The organism is Stutzerimonas azotifigens, assembly GCF_013522725.1.
In the GTDB taxonomy this organism is placed as follows: Bacteria; Pseudomonadota; Gammaproteobacteria; order Pseudomonadales; family Pseudomonadaceae; genus Stutzerimonas; species Stutzerimonas azotifigens_A.
In genome coordinates this window covers 506,927-526,563 of sequence record NZ_JAAMRF010000003.1, presented here as the reverse complement: position 1 = coordinate 526,563, position 19,637 = coordinate 506,927, and the positions used below count along the sequence as shown (strand labels likewise).

Sequence of the window (19,637 nt, the reverse complement as noted above, 5' to 3'; positions counted from 1 at the left end):
TGCGGCCTCCTTTCCCTCTGCACGGCAGACGCCACGTCATGAGCAAACCCGGCCAGCATGTACTGATCACCCTGCGCAAGATGATCGCCTCGGGCGAGCTTCCAGCAGGAGAGCGCCTCGCCGAGATTCCTACCGCCGAGTCGCTTGGCGTCTCCCGCATGCCGGTGCGCATCGCCTTTCGCACGCTCGAGCAGGAGGGGCTGCTGAGCAAGGCTGGAGCACGTGGCTACGTCGTGCGCGCGGTCAGCCCCGACGAGATCGCGGGCGCTGTCGAGATCCGCGGAGTGCTTGAAGGCCTGGCCGCGCGCCAGGCCGCCGAAAGGGGTCTATCGCCGGACATCCGGGCGGCTCTGGAAAAGTGCCTGGATGATGGCGACGCGCTATTCGCCAAGGGTTATGTCACCGAAGAGGATCTGGAGGTCTATCACGACATCAACCTGCGCTTTCACCAGCTTCTGCTCGAAGCCAGCGGCAATCCGGCAATTGCCGTGACCCTGGTCAGAAACGAGAACCTGCCGTTCGCTTCGGTCAGCGCACTGGCGGTGAACCTCAGCGACCTGACACGCGAATTTCGCCGCTTCAACTTCGCCCACATGCAGCACCACACCGTGGTCGACGCGCTGGTCCACGGTCAGGGGGCTCGGGCCGAACTGATCATGCGCGAGCACGCCAACGTCACCCTGCGCTATCGGGAAATGCTCAGCGCGCCGCACAAAGATCAGGTCGTCATCCTCAGGAAATGATTTGTTCGATTACCGAACGAATGTCGCTTTCGCTTATTGATCACTGGATCCATTAGTGAAAAGTTAGCCTCGCTTATACAAAAATAATTACGAGGATCATCGTCATGCCGTGTCATGCCTCCGCTGTCGCCTACCCACCCGCACCCAAGGCCTCTCCCCGTCGCTCGCTCGACTCGACGCACTGACGGAGAACCTGCCCATGAACAACCCATTGCGTAACGCCGTGGATGCCGGTTCGATGAACCGCTTCCAATGGACCGCCATCGGTATCTGCATCGTGCTGAACATGATCGACGGCTTCGATGTTCTGGTCATGGCATTCACCGCGGCCTCGGTGTCTGCCGAGTGGAACCTGAGCGGATCGGAAATCGGCATGCTCCTCAGCGCCGGGCTATTCGGCATGGCCGGAGGCTCGTTGTTCATCGCGCCCTGGGCCGATCGCTTCGGACGCCGCCCGCTGATCCTGTTCTGCCTCGCCCTTTCCGGCACCAGCATGGTCATGGCCGCCTACAGCCAGAGCCCGACCCAGCTGGGCCTGCTGCGCATGGTCACCGGTCTGGGAATCGGCGGCATCCTGGCCAGCAGCAACGTCATTGCCAGCGAGTACTCGAACAAACGCTGGCGCGGCCTGGCGGTGAGCCTTCAATCGACCGGCTACGCACTGGGCGCCACCTTTGGCGGCATGATCGCGGTCTACCTGCTGGGGCAGTTCGGCTGGCGCTCGGTGTTCCTGTTCGGCGGCGTGGCGACCCTCGCCGCCATCCCGCTGACGATCCTCTGCCTGCCTGAGTCCATCGACTACCTGGTCTCCCGGCGCCCTGCCAACGCCCTGGCACGCCTCAACAAGCTGGCCCTGCGCCTGGGCCAGGCGCCACTTGGCTCGATGCCCGTCGCCAGTGAGGAAGGGCCGTCCACCGCCAGCGCGACCTTCAAGCGGCTGTTTGCGCCGGATCTGCTGAGCAGCACGCTGCTGCTGTGGGCCGCCTTTTTCCTGGTGATGTTCGGCTTCTACTTCGTCATGAGCTGGACGCCAAAACTGCTCGTGTCCGCCGGACTTTCGGCCGAACAAGGCGTCACCGGGGGTGTGCTGCTGAGCGTCGGCGGCATCTTCGGCTCCACTCTGCTCGGCCTCGCCTCAGCTCGCTTCAAGCTGCACCACATCCTGGCGCTGTTCATGATCGTGACGGCGATTCTGCTGGCCGTCTTCGTCGGCACCACGTCGAACCTGACTGCCGCCTTCGTCATCGGCGCATTGATCGGTCTGTTCGCCAACGGCTGCGTGGCCGGGCTGTACGCCACATCTCCGCTGGTCTACGACGCCTCGGTCAGGGCCACCGGAGTGGGTTGGGGCATCGGCATCGGCCGCATCGGGGCGATCCTTTCGCCGCTGGTCGCCGGCCACCTGATCGACGCCAACTGGCATCCGAGCCAGCTGTACATCGCCTACGGCATGGTTTTCGTCGCCGCTGCCTGCGTCGTGCTGATGTTCCGGCTGCCTACGTCCCGCCCCGCTGTCGCGCTTGGCTGATCGCCGGGCGCACACCCCGCGCCTTCGCTTATCTGAATTCCGCTGCCGCTCGGTGGCGGAATGCATCCGAGAAACCGCCAGGTTCAACGGTGCGCGCAATCAGAGCCCTGGCACAGGTTCATCCTGACTGGCTGGACCTGTGTCCGCGGGCGTATCGGCTGGGTGACTGACCGACATGCCTGCTGAACGCAAAGCTGAAGGAACTTGCAGATCCATACCCCACACGTTCGGCGACATCGGAGATCGACAGGCCATCACGACGAAGCAGTTCCTGCGCGACTCGCATGCGCCAAGCCAGCAGGTATTCCATCGGCGCCACGCCCACGGTGCGCGTAAAGCGCTCGAAGAACGCGGAGCGAGAAAGAGCGGCCGCCTTGCCCAATTGATCGACAGTCCACGGGTGCTCCACATGGGCGTGCATTTGCCGAAGCGCCGGAGCCAGACGCTCATCGCCCAGGCCTCGCAACAAGCCTGGAGGGGCGCTCTCCGTCGTCTTCGAGCGCATCGCTTCGACCAGCAACAGGTCGACGAGCCGCGAAAGCATGAAATCGCTACCCGGTTTCTGGACCGCAGACTCTTCGCCCACCATCTGCACCAGTTGCTGCAGCCGTGTCGAGCCTTGCACATGCACCACGTCCGGCAGCAGGGACATCAGCAGCCCCGGATCCACACAGTCGAACAGGAAGGTGCCGCCTAGTGACTTCATGTCCGGGGCGCCTCCCTGTTCGCCATAGCGCAACTCGTCACTACCGCCGGCAATGTCATGCGGGTTCAGGTAGACAGGAGGTACCGGCGCAAAACTGGACAACATGAAGCCCGGAGTCGACGGCAGCAGGATGAAATCGCCCGCGCTGATGCTGATCGGCTCATGCCCATCGACCACCAGCAACGCGCTTCCTTCCAGCATGATGCAGAAGCTCGGCAGCCCGTAGCGGGAATAACGCACAGCCCAATTCCCCTTGCCACTGACGACGTTGGCAAAGACCGCTCGTGGATGCAGGAACCTGACGACTTCGGAAAGTGGGTCCATCATATTCGGACGATCGCTAAAGTAATCAGGATTTCCACCTTAGATCATCCACGGCCGACTGCCTATTGTGTCTCCGAGTCAAATCCACTCTCGGAGACTGAAATGAAAACTGTACTCATCACCGGCTGTTCTTCCGGCTATGGCCTGGAAATCGCGCGCCACTTTCACACCCAGGGCTGGAAGGTCATCGCCACGATGCGTACGCCCTGCCGGGACCTGCTCCCCGATGACGAGCGTATTCACGTGTTGCCACTGGACGTAACCCGGCCCGACAGCATCGCGCTTGCCCTGGAAGCCAGCGGGCCGATCGATGTGCTGGTGAACAACGCCGGCATCGGTTTGTTCGGAGCGTTCGAAGCAACCCCCATGGCAACCGTACGTGAGATTTTCGAGACCAACACCTTCGGTGTGATGGCGATGTGTCAGGCGATCATCCCGCAATTCCGGGCCCGCAGAGCAGGCACTATCGTCAACGTGACCTCGAGCGTGGCGCTGGCTCCGATGCCCTTGGTGGCCGCCTATACCGCCAGCAAAATGGCCATAGAAGGGTTCACCGCCTCCCTTGAGCATGAGCTGAAGAGCTTCGACATCAGCGTGAAGCTGGTAGAGCCTGGCTATGGCCCCACGACCCGCTTCACTTCCAATGGGCAGGCACGCATGCAGGGGCTGATCCCCAAGCCGTACGCTCCATTCGCCCAGAAGGTGTTCATGGCGTTCACCCAAACCGGCGAGGTGACGAGGGAAGCCGATGTAGCGGAAGCCGTATGGCGTGCAGCCAACGGTTCCTCGCACCAGCTACGCTTCCCAGCCGGGGCCGACGCGATCGCCTTGGCAGGCGCGCAATAGTCAGCGTGCCTCTTGGGTTGTTGGGATGGCTTTCGTATCCGCAGAGGAAGAGTCGCCAGGTTAACTACATAGGGCATCCAACCTTCTCATCCAGACGGCTACATCAATACATGGCTGATGCGGATGGGTTGATTGGATATAAGCCTGGCTACCCCATCCCAGCGACCGCGTCCTACCCTTCTGGCGCGCGCGCAGGAATGAACAACTCGAAGCATGTCACGCCCCGCTCGCTGCTGACCGTGTGGTTTCCCTGGTGCAGTTGCATGATGGTCGCGACGATGGACAGGCCCAGTCCATTGGCCTGAGCGGAGCGTTCGCGAGACGCATCGACGCGATAAAAGCGCTCGAACAACCTGGGCAGGTGTTCGGCCTCGATGGTGGGGCCGTGGTTGATCACTTTCAGGCTGACGCCGTCTGCCGATGGGGTGGCCTGGATCAGCAGTTCGGAATCGGGCGCTCCGTACTGGATGGCATTGGCGCACAGGTTGGCCAAGGCACGACGCAGCAACATGGGGTCGGCCCAGATCAGCCCCTCGCCCTGGACGCGGATCGCGATGCCCACGTCTGCCGCCGGGCCTTCGAAGTAGTCGGCGATCCGGGCAATTTCGTCACCGGCATCCAGTTCCTGACGTTGACGCAGCGCGCTAGCCGGATCGGTTCGCGCCAGGAAGAGCATGTTTTCCAGCATCCGTGCCAGGCGTTCAAGCTCTTCGACATTGGAGGCCAGCAGTTGCTGATAATCCTCCACGTTGCGCTCTTGTTGCAGGGCGACCTGGGTCTCGCCAAGCAGGTTGTTGATGGGCGTGCGCAGTTCGTGGGCCATATCGGTGGAAACCTGGCTCAACTGGACGAAGCCTTTCGCCAGACGCTCGAGCATCGTGTTGAAGGCGTCGATCATCGGTAGCAGTTCCAGAGGCGCGCCCCGGGTGTCGAGACGTTCGGCCAGGTTGCCGACACCGATCCGCTGGGTATGCCGGGCAAGGCGGCGCAGGTGCAAAAGCTCACGGCGGACCAGCAGGTAGCCGCATACCGCCAGTGCCACGGCAGCGATACTGGCAAGGATGAATACGGTCAGCCGGTAGTTGGCCAGTACAGCGGTGCGCTCGGTCATCAGGCGTCCGGTGACCACCTGCAGATGCCCCAGATCGCCTGCATCGATGCTCGCCGACAAGGCCGCCAGGGGCACGCCATCGACGCCGGGGTAATGCCGCACATCGGCCAGGCTCAGCGGGCGATTCATCTCTACGGGCGTCAATGAAGGCACCTCCAGACCGCCCGGATTCACCACGAGCAAAGGCTTTTTCCCCGCCGCACCGACGATCAGCATGGATTCCCGATTGCCCAGCATGTTCTCGAACAGTGCCGGTTTGGTCCTGATCAGTTCCAGCGTGTTGCTGTCGTTCAGGAAGGTTCGCAGCTGGTCGACGCGGTAGACCAGCGCCGCGTCATCCCGGCGCATCAATTCGCTCTCCAGCCCGCGGTACAGCGCCACGCCCAAGGTGGCCAGCGAGACGAACGCCAGTAACGCGAACAGCAGCGCCAGACGCAGGGTCAGCGAGTGGTGACGGGATAGAGGCTTGGCAAGCGGCAGGTCGGCGTTCATGGCTGGATGTCACAGCGGTAACCGATACCGCGCACGCTGTGAATCAGTTTGCCCTGGAACGGATCGTCGACTTTCATCCGCAGCCGCCGTACGGCGACATCGACCACATTGGTGTCGCTGTCGAAGTTCATGTCCCATACGCGCGACGCGATAAGCGTACGTGACAGCACCTGGCCCTGATGGGTGACGAACAAGTGCAGCAGGGCGAACTCCTTGTTGGTCAGCATGATTCGTGTTCCCGCCCGGGTGACGCGACGCTTGAGGACGTCGATGTGCAAGTCACCCACGTGCACGTGTTCTTCCTCCCGGAGCGGGCCACGTCGCGTGAGGGTGCGCAAGCGGGCCACCAGTTCGGCGAAGGAGAACGGTTTTATCAGGTAATCGTCGGCCCCCAGCTCCAGGCCCTTGATGCGATCGGCGATATCGTCACGGGCGGTCAGAAACAGGACCGGTGTATCGGCTTCCTTGCGCAAGCGGCGCAACACTTCCCAGCCGTCCATTTCCGGCATCATGACGTCCAGCACGATGACATCGAAGGCATTCTCAAGCGCCAGGTGCAAACCATCGGCACCATCACGGGCGAGGCAGACGGAATACCCCAGCTCTTGCAGGCCATTGAACAGGTAGTTGCCCGCCTTGATCTCATCTTCAACGACGAGGATGTTCATGAATATCCACCTGATTCGGCGTCGACAAACGTGAAGTAGCCGCCCGGCCCCATTCGCATCGATTCTTACATGACAGGACCAAGGCGCATGGCACCAATCCCAATCGCTCAGCTTCGGTGAAAGCCGGACCTGCGACGGTGAGCATGGCGAAGCCGAGGATAAGCCTTTCATTGGGTAACGCCGCAGTTTCGGCGGCAGTCGGCAAAACAACCGGGGTAACGGGTTTGCCGACAGTCGCCGCACTGCGAACTTGACGGGAATGGGCTACGGGTTGCGCCCTGCAGCCTCGAGGATCAGGTCGGCGATTTCCCTGGAGTGGGAGACCAGCGACAGGTGGCTCGACGGCAACTCGATGGTCGTGGCCCCCATGCGCTTGGCCAGGAAACGCTGCAAGTCCGGGCTGATCGTCTGGTCTTCGCTGGAAACCGCATACCAGGACGGCTTGCCATGCCAGGCGGCAACACTGGTGCGGCCGCTGAACAGCGTCTTGGCGATCGGCTGTTGCGCGGCATACAAGGCCAGCGCCTTGTCGTGCGGGACGTCGCTGGCAAAGTACTTCAGGAAGGCATCCTGCTTGAGGGTCACGAAGCCGGCATGCTCCTGGGTGCCGGAACGCACCGGCATGGTTGGGTAATTGGCGGACAGCGCGACAAAATCCTCATTGGCGTCGGGAGCACGCGCAGCGACATAGACCAGCGACTGGACTTTCGGGTCGACGCCCGCCTCACTGACCACCGTGCCCGCATAGGAATGGCCAACCAGAACGGTCGGTCCGTCCTGTTGATCCAGTACTCGCCGAGTGGCCGCGACATCATCGGCCAACGAAGTCAGCGGGTTCTGCACGGCGGTGACGTTCAGCCCCGCGGCCTGCAACCGCACGATCACGTCAGACCAGCTGGACCCGTCTGCCCAGGAGCCATGCACCAACACAACGTTGTTGGCCTTGCCCGGTGCAGCGCTGCCGGCCATGGCAGTACCGGCGCTCAGCATCAGTAGCGAACCGGCTGCTGCCAGGAAGAATTTGATCGGTGATTTCATGCTCGTACCCTCGTCATCGTCAGTGGTAGGTGCGTCATCCGCTAGGGGTGACTGACGAAGCAAAGGTATGAAGCGAGGGTGCCATCAAGCCTGACAATTCAATGACAAGTTTGTAATGCAATGCCATGAGGGTGCATCGGCACCCTTCGCAGCGACGAACCCAGAAAGGGCTTCCGGAGGGCCGGATAGACCGACAAGGTGAAGCCAAGCATCGACAGCTACGAGTGCTCCTGCGCGATCACCTGCTGCAGCGTCGCATTGCAGGTAGGCGCATTAGCATACGCCCAATGGGCAAGGTGAAGCGCACCCCCGAGCTGCCGCAGATTGGACGTCAGCTCGGTTCGGCAATGCCCTGCGGTCAACGCCAGAGCGCCCGGTCGCACTGCGCTTACTGTAGAAGGCCCGCCGTGGCGACCGCTCAGGCCGGCTGCGCTGCCGCGGCAGCCGGACGCGCCACTGCGCCGGTCTGCAGCACATTGCCCTGCCGCGAATAGACGGCCACGCCGCCAACCCAGGTCGTCTGCAGCGACAGCGGCGAGCCGTCGAGCTCGCTCAGCCATAGCAGGTCGGCGTCGTAGCCAGGCGCGATGCAGCCCTTGCGCTCGCCCAGCCCGGCGGCGCGGGCCGGGTTCTCGCTGACCAGCTTCCAGGCCTGCGCCAGCGGCAGCAGGCCCAGCTCGGCAACGGTGAACGCCGCGCGGTACAGGCTGGGGTAGTGGTAGTCACTGCACAGCACATCCACCAGACCCTGCTCGATGGCCTCGCGCACGCCGATGGCGCCGACGTGCGAGCCGCCACGCACCAGGTTCGGCGCGCCCATCAGCACCGCGGCGCCGGCCTGCTGGCTGGCCCGCGCGGTGTGCTCGCACATCGGGAACTCGGCAATGGACACGCCCAGGTCGCGCGCCCGCGATACGTCCTCCAGGGTCTCGTCGTCATGCGAGGCCAGCGCCACGCCGTAACGGTGCGCCGCGGCGGCGAGTTCGGCGCTCTGCCGCTCGCCGAGTACGCGGTTGGCCTGCAGCCGCTGCAGGAAGCCCTCGACCTCGTCGTCGGGCATCGACACCCGGCGCTTGAGCCCGGCGAGGTAGCGCTGCACCTTGCGCGCATCGTCCATCGGCGGCAGGTGATCGTTCAGCGACAACAAGTGCACGCGCCCGGACGTCAGCCAGCCGAGCAGTTCGTCGTGGTCGTCGGTGTTCACTTTCTCGTGGCGGATATGCACCCGCGCCTGGCAAGCGAAGCGCGGCATCAGCCGCTCCAGCGCGTCGAGCAGGCCGCGCACGGTCTCGCGGCTGCGCGGGCCGGGCTCGAAGCCGTCGGTGATGCTGTAAAAGAAAGTGGTGATGCCATTGGCCACCAGCGATGCGTCGTTGGCCGCCAACGCCAGTTCCAGCGGGAACTGGGTGCCGGCGCGCGGGGTGATGTGGCGCTCGAAGGCATCGCCGTGCAGATCGATGATACCCGGCAGCAGGTAGCCGCCCTGCCCCTCGATGCGTGCCGAACCGGCCTGGGGCGCGGCGCCGATCGCCTGGATGCGGCCGTCGGCGACCGAGACCGAGGTCGGCTCGGACCAGCCTTCCGGCATCAGCACGCGGATGTTTTCGATGACGAAGCTGTTGAGGCCGGCCGAGCCGGGCACGGGAAATCTGGACATGGAGCCTCCGTGGCTGGAAGGAATGGGCTGATTCGTCGGCTTAGGCGTTCTGGCGCATCAGCCGTCGGCGCATGTGCGAGGAGAACTGCTCCACGACGAACACCAGCAGGAAAATCATCAGGACGATGGTCGCCGCCTGGTCGTAGCGGAACATCTCCATCGAGACCGCCAGTTCGGCGCCGATGCCGCCGGCGCCGACCAGGCCGAGCACCACCGACGAGCGCACGGCCTTTTCCAGCGAGAACAGGCTGGAATTGATCAGGCTCGGCAGCGCGCCGGGCAGCAGCACCACGGCCATGCGGTCGAGCGGGCTGGCGCCGATCGAGGCCAGCGCCTCGGAGGGGCCGGGATCGACCTCCTCCAGCGCTTCGGCGAAGAAGCGCGCGCAGAAGCCGATGGTGTCGACGATGATGGTCAGCGTGCCAGCGAAGGTGCCGAGGCCCACGGAGGCCACGAAGAACAGCGCCCAGGCCAGGTCCGGCACGGTGCGAAAGAAGCTGATCAGCGCGCGGGTGGCGTGGCGCACCGCGGCATGCGGCGAGGTATTGCGCGCCGCCAGCAGCGCCATGGGAATGCTCAGCAGGATGCCGAACACGGTGCCGACGAGAGCCATCTGGAAGGTCACCAGGATCGCCTGGGCCACCGGCCAGGCGCGGTCGGTTGCTGGCGGCATCATCTCCCCACCGATCACCGCCATGTTCGGCAGGCCTTTCAGCAGCTCGGACAGGGACAGGCCGGCGCTGGACATCGACCAGAGCAGGAACAGCACGAACAGTGCAATCAGCACCTGAGTCAGCCAGCTCGGCCGTTCGAAGCGCTCCGGCAGCGGTGCCCGCTCGGCGGCCATCGATGGATTACGCGGAAGATCAGGCATAGAAGCCTCGCAGGCTGGTGAGGGTTTCCGCGCCGCTGGCGCTGTCGAGCATCAGCTGGCGGTCGCGCACGCCGAGAATGCGGTCGGCGTAATGCAGCGCGTGCTCGATGTGATGGGAGACGAAGAACAGCGTCAGGCCACGCGCCCTGCCCAGGGCCGCGAACAGTTCCATGATTTCCTCGCCGGACTGCGGATCGAGGCTGGCGGTCGGCTCGTCGGCGAAGAGGATGCTCGGGTCCTGCATCAGCGCCCGGGCGATCGCCACCCGCTGGGATTGCCCGCCGGACAGCTCGTCGCAGCGCTTGTGCGCCAGAGGGGCCAGACCGACCTGCTCCAGGCAGTGCAGGGCCTTCTCGCGGTCGGCCTGGGTGGCCAGCCCCTGCAGCCAGTGGCGCGGGCCGCCGTGATGGGCGAGGCTGCCGTGCAGCACGTTGGACAGCGCGGAGAGCCTGGGCACCAGGCAGTGCTTCTGGAACACGAAGCCGACCCGGTTGCGCGCCTGGCGCAGGCCGCGCCCGGACTTGCCGCACAGGCTCACGCCATCGAGCACGATGCGCCCGGCGTCCGGCTCGATCAGCCGTACGCAACAGCGCAGCAGGGTGCTCTTGCCGGCCCCGTTGGCACCGATCAGGGCAACCGACTGGCCGGGATTCAGGCGGAAACTGATGTCGGCGAACACCGGGGTGTCGCTGTTGGCGAAGCGTTTGGTCAACCCCTCGACCTGCAGCGGGCAGGCGGTGTCCGCGGCGGCGAAGGTCGAACGCAGGGCCTGGGCAAGGCTGGGCATGGCAGCTCCTGTGCGCCCGCAGCGGCGGGCGCGTTGCGGAAACTCAGTCGCCGATGAAGTCGGCGTATTCGGGGAAGCCGGCGGTGGCGTACATCGACCGCACGTACTGGTACTGGCTGTCCTTGACGTTGGTGATGAAGCGCATGCCGGAATACTTCTGGTTGTCCTTGCCGGTGAGGATCGCGGCGATCAGCGCGTCCGAATGCTCGACGAAGGCCTGGCGAATGACGGTCACCACCTTGTCATCCACATGGCTGCCGGCCATCAGCACGTCATGGGGCAGATCGGGCCCGCGGGCGATGACCCGGAACGCGCCCGGCTGCAGGCCGCCCTTCTCCATCTCCTGCTGGCGCAGCGAGAGGAAGTTCTGGTGGTTCATGCCGATGGCGGCGACGTCGCCACGCTTGAGCGCTTCCCAGAGCACGGGGATCTTGGTGTTGACGATCTGTACGTCCCGCTGCGGCTCGAGCCCCGCATCCGCCAGCGCCTGGATCGGGCCCAGGTGCTTGGAGGTCGAACCGACTTCGCCGAAACCGACCTTGCTGCCCTTCAGATCCGCGACCGTGCCGTAGGGGCCGTCGGCCATGGTGATGATGGTGGCGAAATAGTCTGGACGGGACAGCCCGACGACGATCCTGGCGTTCGCCCGCTTCTGCATCACCACGTATTCGGCCGGGCCGGTGAGCACGAAGTCGACCTTGTTGAAACGCAGCGCCTCGACCGCGGCGGTGCGGTTGGTCACCGGCAGGAATTCGATCTCGTAGCCGGTCACCTTGGCCAGCTCGTTCTTGAATGCGCCGAACTCGCGCTGCAGCTCTTCCAGGCCGACCAGGTCGGTCACCGCCAGCTTGACCGTCTCGGCCTGCGCCAGCGACGCGAAGCAGACCATCCCGGCAAGCACCACCCCCACGCGTTTGATCAGCGACATCACCCTCACCCACCGTTGTCTATACAGGTTCAGGGACTATCGCAGGGCAATCTGACAGTGAGATGTTGGGGCCATGACAACTGCGTGACCCTGAGGCAAGACGCGCCTGCCATCGCCCTGCGGAAGCGGGCTCCACATGCCGCGTGTTACAGCATCCGCCCGTCATGGGCCAGGCTGACACCCGCCGGCAGCGCCGCCGGATGCTCCAGCAACCAGGCGTCGAGGGTGTGGCCGATGTGGGTCAGCACCGTCTCGGTCGGGCGCAGCCGCTCGACGATCTCCAGCGCGCGGGGCAGGTCGTTGTGGTTGCGCGGCTCCGGCTGCGGTGGCGCCGAACAGTCCAGCACCAACAGGTCCAGCGGCTGCGCCGCGAGCACGGCAGCGCTCGGTTCGGCGAGCCCGAGGGTGTCGGTGAGGTAGGCGATGCGCCGCCCCTGCCCTTCGAGCAGGTAGCCGAGGGTCGGCTTGGAATGTTCCAGCGGCACAGCGGTCACCGTCAGGGCGCCCAGCTCGCGGCGCTCGAAGGCGGCGAACGGCCGCGAGAAATCAAGAATGCCGGGGTGTTTGTAGAGGTCGGCCAGGCCCTCGGCGTCCGCCGGGCCGTGCACCGGGATCGTCAACCCGAGCCCCCAGCGCAGGTGCAGCAGGCCCTGAGCGTGGTCGGCGTGATAGTGGGTGAGCAGGATGCCGCTCAGCGCATGCGGCGGGAAACGCTCGGTGAGGTCGGTGAGGCCGGCGTCCAGCAGCCAGCGCTGCTCGCCGCATTCGACCAGTGCGCTGCACGGCCCCCGCCGGTGCGCCGGCTCCCGTCGCGCGCGTTCGCAGGCGACGCAGTCGCAACCGTAGACCGGCACTTGGCGGGCATTGCCGCTGCCGAGCAGGGTCAGGCGCATGCGCGCCCCCGGATCAGCCGCAGCAGCGCCTCGGCGGTCTGCGCCAGGCTGCCGGAGTTGTCCAGCCGCTGGCAGCTCTCGTCGTCCAGTCGCACGTGACCGTTGCGCGCCAGACGCGCCTCGATTTCTTCCGCGGTTTCGCGGCCGCGCGCCAACAGTCGCTGGCGCAGCTCCTGCGGCTCGACGGTGAGCAGCACCGGATGCAGCTCCGGGTAGCGCTGCCGGGCCTCGGCCAGGTGCCCGCGCGAGCCGTTGACCAGCACGTCGCGGCCCTCGGCCAGCCACTCGTCGATCTGCCGTGGGATGCCGTAGGCCAGCCCGTTGGCGCGCCAGTGAAGGGCGAAGGCGCCTTCTGCCAGCATCTGCTCGAACCGCTGTGGCGAAACACCGAGCGCATCCTCGCCGACCGCTTCCGGCGAGCGGGTGATGACGCGCCGGGCGATTTGCCCGCCGGCCGACAGCACGCGTTCGCGCACGGCCTCCAGCAGGCTGTCCTTGCCGGAACCCGAGGGGCCCATCAGATAGATCAACCGTCCGCTCATCAGAACACCCGCTCCCCTGTGCGCCAGACCTGCCGTACCACCGCCTGAATACCGACCGCCCGCGCCTGCAGCAGATCGGCACGCAGGCCGACCTGCAGCTCGCCGCGATCGGCCAACCCGGCGGCCACCGCCGGCGCGCGGGTGACGGTGGCCACTGCCCGTGGCAGGTCGTAGGCATTGTCCTGCTCGGCCAGCATCAGCGCGGCCGGCAGCAGGCTCGCCGGATAATAGTCGCTGGAGAGAATATCGAGCACGCCTTGGCGCGCCAGTTCGGCGGCGGCGATGTTGCCTGAATGCGAGCCGCCGCGGACCACGTTCGGCGCGCCCATCAACACCTTGAGCCCGGCACGGTGGCTGGCCTGGGCGGCCTCCAGGGTGGTCGGGAACTCGGCGATGGACATGCCGAAGCCGGCCGACTCGGCGACGTGCTCGAGGGTCGCGTCGTCGTGGCTGGCGATCGACAGCCCGCGCGCCTGACACTCCTCGACGATGACACGCCGCTGGCGGTCGCTGTGTTCCAGCGAATTGGCCTTCTGCTGGCGGGTGAAGGCAGCCATCTGCTCGGCGTCGAACTGGTACTTACCCATGTAGTACTCGCGGTACTTGTCCTCTTGGACGAACTGACGCTGGCCCGGCGAGTGGTCCATCACCGAGACCAGCTGCACCAACGGGTGCCCGACCAGGTCGCGAAACACGCCCAGGGTGTCGGGGTGACAGACCTCGCAGCGCAGGTGCAGGCGGTGTTCGGCGCGGCTGTGCCCCTGCATCGCGGCACTGGCGATCGCCTCGAGCATGATCGGCAGCTGCTGCATGCGCTTGCCCTTGGGATTGACGTCGCCGATCGACAGCGCATCGAACACCGTGGTGATGCCGGCGGCGATGATCTGCGCGTCATGGCTGAGCACCGCCGAGGCCGACGGCCAGTCGACGCCTGGCCGCGGGGTCATGTGCTTTTCCAGGTTGTCGGTGTGCAGTTCGACCAACCCCGGCAGCAGGTAGTCGCCGCCCAGGTCGAGCGCCTGCGGCAGGCCGCTGCGCCCTTCGTCGATGGCGGCGATGACCCCGTCGCGCACCACCAGGCAGCCGTCGAAGACCCGGTCGGCGGTAACCAGGCGGGCATTGCTCAGGATGAGTTCAGCTGGCATTGGCGTATTCCTCGCCGGTCATGTCCAAGTAACGGTCGGCCACCGCCTCGCGGGCGGCGCGGTCGTGGAAGATGCCGATCACGGCGGTGCCGTCGGCCTTGGCCTCGGCGATCAGCTGCAGCACCACCTGGCGGTTGGCCTCATCCAGCGAGGCGGTGGGTTCATCGAGCAGTAGCACCGGCCACTCGACCATGAACCCGCGCGCCAGGTTGACCCGCTGTTGCTCGCCGCCGGAGAAGGTGCCGGGCGCCAACGTCCAGAGACGCTCGGGGATATTCAGCCGGGTCAGCAGCTGGCGGGCGCGGACCTCGGCCCGCTCGCGCGACCAGCCACGCGCCAGCGCCGGCTCCATCACCACGTCGAGGCAGGACACCCGCGGAATCACCCGCAGGAACTGGCTGACGTAGCCGAGGGTTTCGCGGCGCACGGCGAGCACCTGGCGCGGCGCGGCGCCGATCAGCTCCATCGGCGCGCCGCGGTGCAGGATGCGGATACTGCCGTCGGCCAGGTAGTTGCCATACAGGCTGCGCAGCAGGGTCGACTTGCCGGCGCCGGAACGGCCATGCAGCACCAGGCATTCGCCGGCACGCACCTCGAAGCTCAGCCCTTCGAGCACCCGCAGCACAACGCCCTGCTGCTGGTGCAGGGTGAAGCGCTTGTGCAGGTCGCGGACTTCGATCGGGTTGTTCATGGGTTACCTCGCAACGAAAGGAGGGAAATGGGGGCCGCGCATGGCCGGCTCGATGGCGGGGTGTCCTGACCAGGGGTGGACTGATTCGTACGGCGCCCCCTCATGGCTGCAGCACCGAGGACACCAGCAGCTGCGTGTAGGCATGCTGCGGGTCGTCCAGCACCTGGTCGGTGAGGCCGGTTTCCACCACCCGCGAGCGGCGCATCACCATCAGCCGGTCGGCCAGCAGGCGCGCCACGGCGAGGTCGTGGGTGACGATCACCACCGCCAGGTTGAGCTCGCGCACCAGGCCGCGCAGCAGGTCGAGCAGGCGCGCCTGGACCGACACGTCGAGCCCGCCGGTGGGCTCGTCCATGAACACCAGGCGTGGGCCGGAGACGAGGTTGCGGGCGATCTGCAGGCGCTGCTGCATGCCACCGGAGAAGGTGCTGGGCAGGTCGTCGATGCGTGCCGGGTCGATCTCCACCTGGCGCAGCCATTCGAGCCCGGCCTCGCGCAGCTGGCCGTAATGGCGCACGCCTTGGGCCATCAGCCGCTCGCCGATGTTGGCGCCGGCCGACACGCCCATGCGCAAACCGTCGCGCGCATGCTGCTCGACGAAGCCCCACTCGGTGCGCAACAGCGTGCGCCGCTCGGCCTCGCTGGCACTGTAGAGGTCCAACCACTGGCCATCGCGGTCACGGTAGGCGACATTGCCACGGTCCGGCGGACAGCGACCGGAGAGCAGGCCGAGCAGGGTCGACTTGCCCGAGCCGGACTCGCCGACGATGCCCAGCACTTCGCCGGGGTAGAGCTCGAAGCTGACGTCCTGGCAACCGGTGTCCGGCCCATACAGGCGGGTCAAACCGCTGACCTGCAACAGCGGCGCGTCGAGTTCGACGTCCGCCTGGAAAAGGGGCTGCGCGGCGTTCATTGGCCGGTCTCCTGTTGGCGCTGACGGCAGTAGTCGGTGTCCGAGCAGACGAAGCGCTTGCCGCCGGCGTCGTCGATGATCAGCTCGTCGAGGAAGGAGTCGCGGCTGCCGCAGACGGCGCAGCATTCGTCCCAGCGCTGCACGGCGAAGGGGTGGTCCTCGAAGTCCAGGCTCACCACCCGGGTGTACGGCGGCACCGCGTACAGGCGCTTCTCGCGGCCGGCGCCGAACAGCATCAGGGCCGGGTTCATGTCCAGCTTGGGGTTGTCGAATTTGGGGATCGGCGACGGATCCATCACGTAGCGGTCGTCCACCGTCACCGGGTAGGCGTAGGCCGTGGCGATGTGGCCGAAGGTGGCGATGTCCTCGTAGAGCTTGACGTGCATGACGCCGTAGTCGCGCAACGCGTGCATGGTGCGCGTCTCGGTCTCGGCCGGCTCGATGAAGCGCAGAGGCTCGGGAATCGGCACCTGGAACACCAGGATCTGGTCGTTCGACAGCGGCGTCTCCGGGACCCGGTGACGGGTCTGGATCACCGTCGCCTCGGGCGTGCGGGTGGTGGTGGCGACCCCGGCGGTGCGCGAGAAGAAGCGTCGGATGGACACCGCGTTGGTGGTGTCGTCGGCGCCCTGGTCGATCACCTTGAGCACGTCGTCGCCGCCGAGGATGGCGGCGGTCACCTGCATGCCACCAGTGCCCCAGCCGTAGGGCAGCGGCATTTCGCGGCCGCCGAACGGCACCTGGTAACCAGGGATCGCCACCGCCTTGAGCAGGCCGCGGCGGATCATCCGCTTGGTCTGCTCGTCCAGGTAGGCGAAGGCGTACTCGTCGCCGGTCTCGCTGGCCGGGGCTTGGCTGTGAAGGGCGTTCATGCGCGGTTCTCCTCGAGCGGGGCGGGTTCGGCCTGTTCGGTCTGCGCCGGCTGGCGCAGCTTGCGGATCAGCTCCAGTTCGGCCTGGAAGTCGACGTAGTGCGGCAGCTTCAGGTGCGAGACGAAGCCACCCGCCTCGACGTTGTCGCAGTGCATCAGCACGAACTCTTCCTGCTGCGCCGGGCCCTGCACCTCTTCGCCGTACTCCTCGGCGCGCAGCGCGCGGTCGACCAGCGCCATGCCCATCGCCTTGCGCTCGGCGTAGCCGAAGGCCAGCCCGTAGCCGCGGGTGAACTGCGCCTGGTCGGGCGTGTGGCCGACGAACTGGTTGATCATTTCGCACTCGGTGACCTCGATGTCGCCGAGCGGCACCGCGAAGTCCAGTTCCGGCGTCTCCAGCCAGACTTCCACCACGCCGATGCGGATCTCACCGGCGAACGGGTGGTTGCGCCCGTAGCCGCGCTGGGTCGAGTAGCCGAGCGCGAGGAGGAAGCCCTCGTCGCCGCGGGCCAGCGCCTGCAGCCGTTGGGCGCGGCTGGCGGGGAACTCCAGTGGCTCGCGGGTCATGTCCGGCACCGGTGCGCCCTCGTCGCGCTCCGGCGTCATCAACCCCTCGCGGCCGAGCATCTCCAGCACTCGCGGGCAGGGTTCGAGGCTCGCCGGCGCATTGCTCTCGGGCGGCGCGTCGGCCGGCTCGCCCTCCGCCAGCAGGGCGAAGTCCAGCAGCCGGTGGGTGTAGTCGAAGGTCGGCCCGAGCAGTTGGCCGCCGGGCAGGTCCTTGAAGGTCGCCGAGATGCGCCGCGACAGCTGCATGCGCCCGGTGTCCAGCGGCACGCTGGCGGCGAAGCGCGGTAGCGTGGTGCGGTAGGCGCGCAGCAGGAAGATCGCCTCCATCAGGTCGCCGGCCGCCTGCTTGATCGCCAGTGCCGCCAGTTCCTCGTCGTACAGCGAGCCCTCGCTCATCACCCGCGCTACCGCCAGCGGCAGCTGCTGGCGGATCTGCGCGACCTCGAGGGCCGGCCGGTCGGTGTCGCCACGGCGCTTCTTCGCCAGCAGCCGGTGTGCGTTGTCGATCGCCTGTTCGCCGCCTTTGACTGCTACGTACATCAGCTCGCCTCCCTGATCGGTGCCAGGCAGCGGGTGCTGCGCGGCAGGCCGAGCAGTGCCTGCCCGGCGGTGAAGAACACATCGAGCCCACGCGGGAAGTCACCGTTCAGGTCGCGCTGCTTCCAGAAGTGCCCTGGCAGCGGCAGGTCGACCTGGCGCTGCCCGGCGATGCCCGGCCCCTGCCAAGCCACCGGCTCGCCGCCGTCCAGGCGCTCGAGCTGGACCAGCAACGTGCAGGACTGGTCCGGGTAGCGCTCGCTGCCCAGCGGGAAGCCGGACAGGTCGGCGAGGTCGCCGGCGTCGAGCACGGCGAAGGCGGCCTGCTCACGACGCTCCACCACCGGGCAGCCGCAGTGGAAGCTCAGGTTGGCGCGCACCACCGGGGTGTCGAAGGCCGGGGCCAGCCACACCGGGGTGTCGGCGTCGAGCAGGCTCAGGCACAGCGCGTAGGTGGCTGGGGCCAGCCGCTCGAGCGTCGGGGTCGGCGGCAGCGGGCGCGCCAGGCCCGGTTCGGCGAGCGCCCTGAGCGCCGCGCGGAAGGTCTGCTGGGCGGCTTCGGCCGGGCGCTCGAAGGCTGGTTGCAGGTACGGGGCGTCGCTCATCAGTTCTCTCCTCGAACCAGGGTGACGAACTCCACGCGGGTGGAGGCGATTTCCGCCGCGTGCGCGGCGCGGCGTGTCGCCTGCTCGCGGGCCAGCGGCTCGATCAGGGTTTCCTGCCAGTGCCGCTGGTCGCGGCCCTGGAGGTGGGCATCGGCCAGCGCCGCCAGTTCGGCGTGGCGCTTGTCGCGTCCGGCGACATAGCTATAGCCGGTGCGGCCGTCGGCCAGGCGCACCACGCAGCGGGTGACGGTCATCTCGCCGAGGTTGAAGGCCGCGCCGGTGCCGCCCATGCGTCCGCGTACCAGGGTCATGCCGATCTCCGGGGAGCGGATCATCTGGTAGGCGGTGTCCTTAAGGCGCGCCTCGTGGGCGCCCAGCGCCGCGCCGGCGCGGGCGAGCACGCCCATCCAGTGCTGCCTGGCGGCGGTATCGATTGCATTCATGGCGTTCTCCATCAGGGGGCGACCTGGTATTCGAAGCAGTCGGCGCGGCTGGTCGAGTACGACAGCTCCACCGGCCGCCCGGCCAGGTCCTGGGACAGGGTGAGCACCGTCAGCAATGGCGCATGGCGGGGCATCAGCAGCCGCTGCGCCTCCTCCGAATCGGGCAGCCGCGCGCCGATCAGGCTGTAGGCGCGGCTGAGGGTCAGCCCGCGCGCGGCCAGGTGGCTGCGCAGCGAACCGCCGCGGTAGTCGGCCAGTAACGGCTCACGGCTGGCGCAGTAGCGGTGACGGATCAGGCTGACCGGCTGTTCGTCGATCAGCCGCAGGGTGTCGAGTTCGAGCAGCGGGCTGCCGGGATCGAGCTGCAGGTGCCTGGCCTCGGTGTCGCTGGCCGGACGCACCCGACGGTCGAGCAGCACGGCCTCGACGCCGTGACCCTGCGCCGAGAGCGAGGCGGTGTAGGCGCTGCCGGCCTGCATCGGGTAGATCATCGGTTGCGCCAACACCTGGGTGCCCTTGCCCTTCTGCCGCAGCAGGCGGCCCTCGCGCACCAGCTCGTCGAGCGCGCGGCGCAGGGTATGGCGGTTGACCGCGAAGCGCGCCGCCAGGCTGAGTTCGCCCGGCAGGTAGTCGCCAGGAGCGAAGCGGTGCAGTTCGCCGCGCAGGCGCTCGGCCAGTTCCCGGTACAGCGGCAGCTCTTGTCTAGACAGGTCCATGGATGAAAAAAG

General features: G+C 66.6%; 21 protein-coding genes. 3 read left to right on the top strand and 18 right to left on the bottom strand.

Annotated elements, in window-relative coordinates; translation table 11 throughout:
* Positions 1-38 precede the first annotated feature (38 nt).
* Both G7026_RS08335 and G7026_RS08330 read left to right on the top strand, forming a co-directional pair.
* A complete protein-coding gene (locus tag G7026_RS08335) occupies positions 39-743 on the top strand; it encodes a GntR family transcriptional regulator (RefSeq protein ID WP_181070281.1) in 705 nt (234 codons plus the stop codon).
* 199 nt (positions 744-942) lie between these two features.
* Positions 943-2,271: an MFS transporter gene (locus G7026_RS08330; RefSeq protein ID WP_181070280.1), complete on the top strand. Its 1,329-nt coding sequence runs from the start codon at positions 943-945 to the stop codon at positions 2,269-2,271.
* 118 nt (positions 2,272-2,389) lie between these two features.
* On the opposite strand, the gene G7026_RS08325 is transcribed toward G7026_RS08330, so the two are convergent.
* Positions 2,390-3,304, bottom strand: coding sequence for an AraC family transcriptional regulator (locus tag G7026_RS08325; protein ID WP_181070279.1), 915 nt, complete (start codon positions 3,302-3,304; stop codon positions 2,390-2,392).
* 99 nt (positions 3,305-3,403) lie between these two features.
* On the opposite strand from G7026_RS08325, the gene G7026_RS08320 reads away from it, so the two are divergent.
* Entirely contained in the window at positions 3,404-4,147 is a 744-nt protein-coding gene (locus G7026_RS08320; RefSeq protein ID WP_181070278.1) for an SDR family oxidoreductase, read from the top strand.
* Positions 4,148-4,319: 172 nt separating this feature from the next.
* Here the strand turns inward: G7026_RS08320 and G7026_RS08315 are convergent, their stop codons facing one another.
* The 17 genes from G7026_RS08315 to phnF form a co-directional block, all read right to left on the bottom strand.
* The gene (locus tag G7026_RS08315; RefSeq protein WP_181070277.1) at positions 4,320-5,750 is read right to left on the bottom strand and encodes a heavy metal sensor histidine kinase; all 1,431 of its coding nucleotides are present in this window, start codon (positions 5,748-5,750) and stop codon (positions 4,320-4,322) included.
* Positions 5,747-6,418 carry a heavy metal response regulator transcription factor gene (locus G7026_RS08310; protein ID WP_181070276.1) on the bottom strand — a complete coding sequence of 224 codons (672 nt, stop codon included), beginning with the start codon at positions 6,416-6,418 and terminating at the stop codon, positions 5,747-5,749. Before G7026_RS08310 ends, G7026_RS08315 begins: the two co-directional genes overlap by 4 nt.
* Before the next feature lie 264 nt (positions 6,419-6,682).
* Positions 6,683-7,456: an alpha/beta hydrolase gene (locus G7026_RS08305; protein ID WP_181070275.1), complete on the bottom strand. Its 774-nt coding sequence runs from the start codon at positions 7,454-7,456 to the stop codon at positions 6,683-6,685.
* 418 nt (positions 7,457-7,874) lie between these two features.
* On the bottom strand, positions 7,875-9,113 hold the full coding sequence (locus G7026_RS08300; protein WP_181070274.1) for an alpha-D-ribose 1-methylphosphonate 5-triphosphate diphosphatase: 1,239 nt from the start codon (positions 9,111-9,113) through the stop codon (positions 7,875-7,877).
* 40 nt (positions 9,114-9,153) lie between these two features.
* Positions 9,154-9,987, bottom strand: a complete 834-nt coding sequence (gene phnE / locus G7026_RS08295) for a phosphonate ABC transporter, permease protein PhnE (protein WP_258190188.1) — start codon at positions 9,985-9,987, stop codon at positions 9,154-9,156.
* The gene (locus tag G7026_RS08290; protein ID WP_181070273.1) at positions 9,980-10,774 is read right to left on the bottom strand and encodes a phosphonate ABC transporter ATP-binding protein; all 795 of its coding nucleotides are present in this window, start codon (positions 10,772-10,774) and stop codon (positions 9,980-9,982) included. Before G7026_RS08290 ends, phnE begins: the two co-directional genes overlap by 8 nt.
* Positions 10,775-10,817: 43 nt before the next feature.
* Positions 10,818-11,702 carry a phosphate/phosphite/phosphonate ABC transporter substrate-binding protein gene (locus G7026_RS08285; protein ID WP_181070272.1) on the bottom strand — a complete coding sequence of 295 codons (885 nt, stop codon included), beginning with the start codon at positions 11,700-11,702 and terminating at the stop codon, positions 10,818-10,820.
* A 146-nt stretch (positions 11,703-11,848) separates the two neighbouring features.
* The gene (gene phnP, locus G7026_RS08280; RefSeq protein ID WP_181070271.1) at positions 11,849-12,595 is read right to left on the bottom strand and encodes a phosphonate metabolism protein PhnP; all 747 of its coding nucleotides are present in this window, start codon (positions 12,593-12,595) and stop codon (positions 11,849-11,851) included.
* The gene (gene phnN, locus G7026_RS08275) at positions 12,586-13,137 is read right to left on the bottom strand and encodes a phosphonate metabolism protein/1,5-bisphosphokinase (PRPP-forming) PhnN (RefSeq protein WP_181070270.1); all 552 of its coding nucleotides are present in this window, start codon (positions 13,135-13,137) and stop codon (positions 12,586-12,588) included. The genes phnP and phnN overlap by 10 nt, the downstream gene beginning before the upstream one ends.
* Positions 13,137-14,282 carry an alpha-D-ribose 1-methylphosphonate 5-triphosphate diphosphatase gene (locus tag G7026_RS08270; protein WP_181070269.1) on the bottom strand — a complete coding sequence of 382 codons (1,146 nt, stop codon included), beginning with the start codon at positions 14,280-14,282 and terminating at the stop codon, positions 13,137-13,139. Before G7026_RS08270 ends, phnN begins: the two co-directional genes overlap by 1 nt.
* Positions 14,272-14,973 carry a phosphonate C-P lyase system protein PhnL gene (gene phnL, locus G7026_RS08265; protein WP_181070268.1) on the bottom strand — a complete coding sequence of 234 codons (702 nt, stop codon included), beginning with the start codon at positions 14,971-14,973 and terminating at the stop codon, positions 14,272-14,274. The genes G7026_RS08270 and phnL overlap by 11 nt, the downstream gene beginning before the upstream one ends.
* Positions 14,974-15,073: 100 nt before the next feature.
* The gene (phnK, locus tag G7026_RS08260; protein WP_181070267.1) at positions 15,074-15,886 is read right to left on the bottom strand and encodes a phosphonate C-P lyase system protein PhnK; all 813 of its coding nucleotides are present in this window, start codon (positions 15,884-15,886) and stop codon (positions 15,074-15,076) included.
* Positions 15,883-16,758 (bottom strand): alpha-D-ribose 1-methylphosphonate 5-phosphate C-P-lyase PhnJ, encoded by an 876-nt coding sequence (locus G7026_RS08255; RefSeq protein WP_181070266.1) that lies wholly within the window; start codon positions 16,756-16,758, stop codon positions 15,883-15,885. The genes phnK and G7026_RS08255 overlap by 4 nt, the downstream gene beginning before the upstream one ends.
* Positions 16,755-17,864 (bottom strand): carbon-phosphorus lyase complex subunit PhnI, encoded by a 1,110-nt coding sequence (locus tag G7026_RS08250; protein WP_181070265.1) that lies wholly within the window; start codon positions 17,862-17,864, stop codon positions 16,755-16,757. Before G7026_RS08250 ends, G7026_RS08255 begins: the two co-directional genes overlap by 4 nt.
* On the bottom strand, positions 17,864-18,466 hold the full coding sequence (gene phnH, locus G7026_RS08245) for a phosphonate C-P lyase system protein PhnH (protein WP_181070264.1): 603 nt from the start codon (positions 18,464-18,466) through the stop codon (positions 17,864-17,866). The genes G7026_RS08250 and phnH overlap by 1 nt, the downstream gene beginning before the upstream one ends.
* Positions 18,466-18,921, bottom strand: coding sequence for a phosphonate C-P lyase system protein PhnG (gene phnG, locus G7026_RS08240; RefSeq protein ID WP_375138191.1), 456 nt, complete (start codon positions 18,919-18,921; stop codon positions 18,466-18,468). Before phnG ends, phnH begins: the two co-directional genes overlap by 1 nt.
* On the bottom strand, positions 18,921-19,625 hold the full coding sequence (phnF, locus tag G7026_RS08235; protein WP_181070262.1) for a phosphonate metabolism transcriptional regulator PhnF: 705 nt from the start codon (positions 19,623-19,625) through the stop codon (positions 18,921-18,923). Before phnF ends, phnG begins: the two co-directional genes overlap by 1 nt.
* Positions 19,626-19,637: the final 12 nt, after the last annotated feature.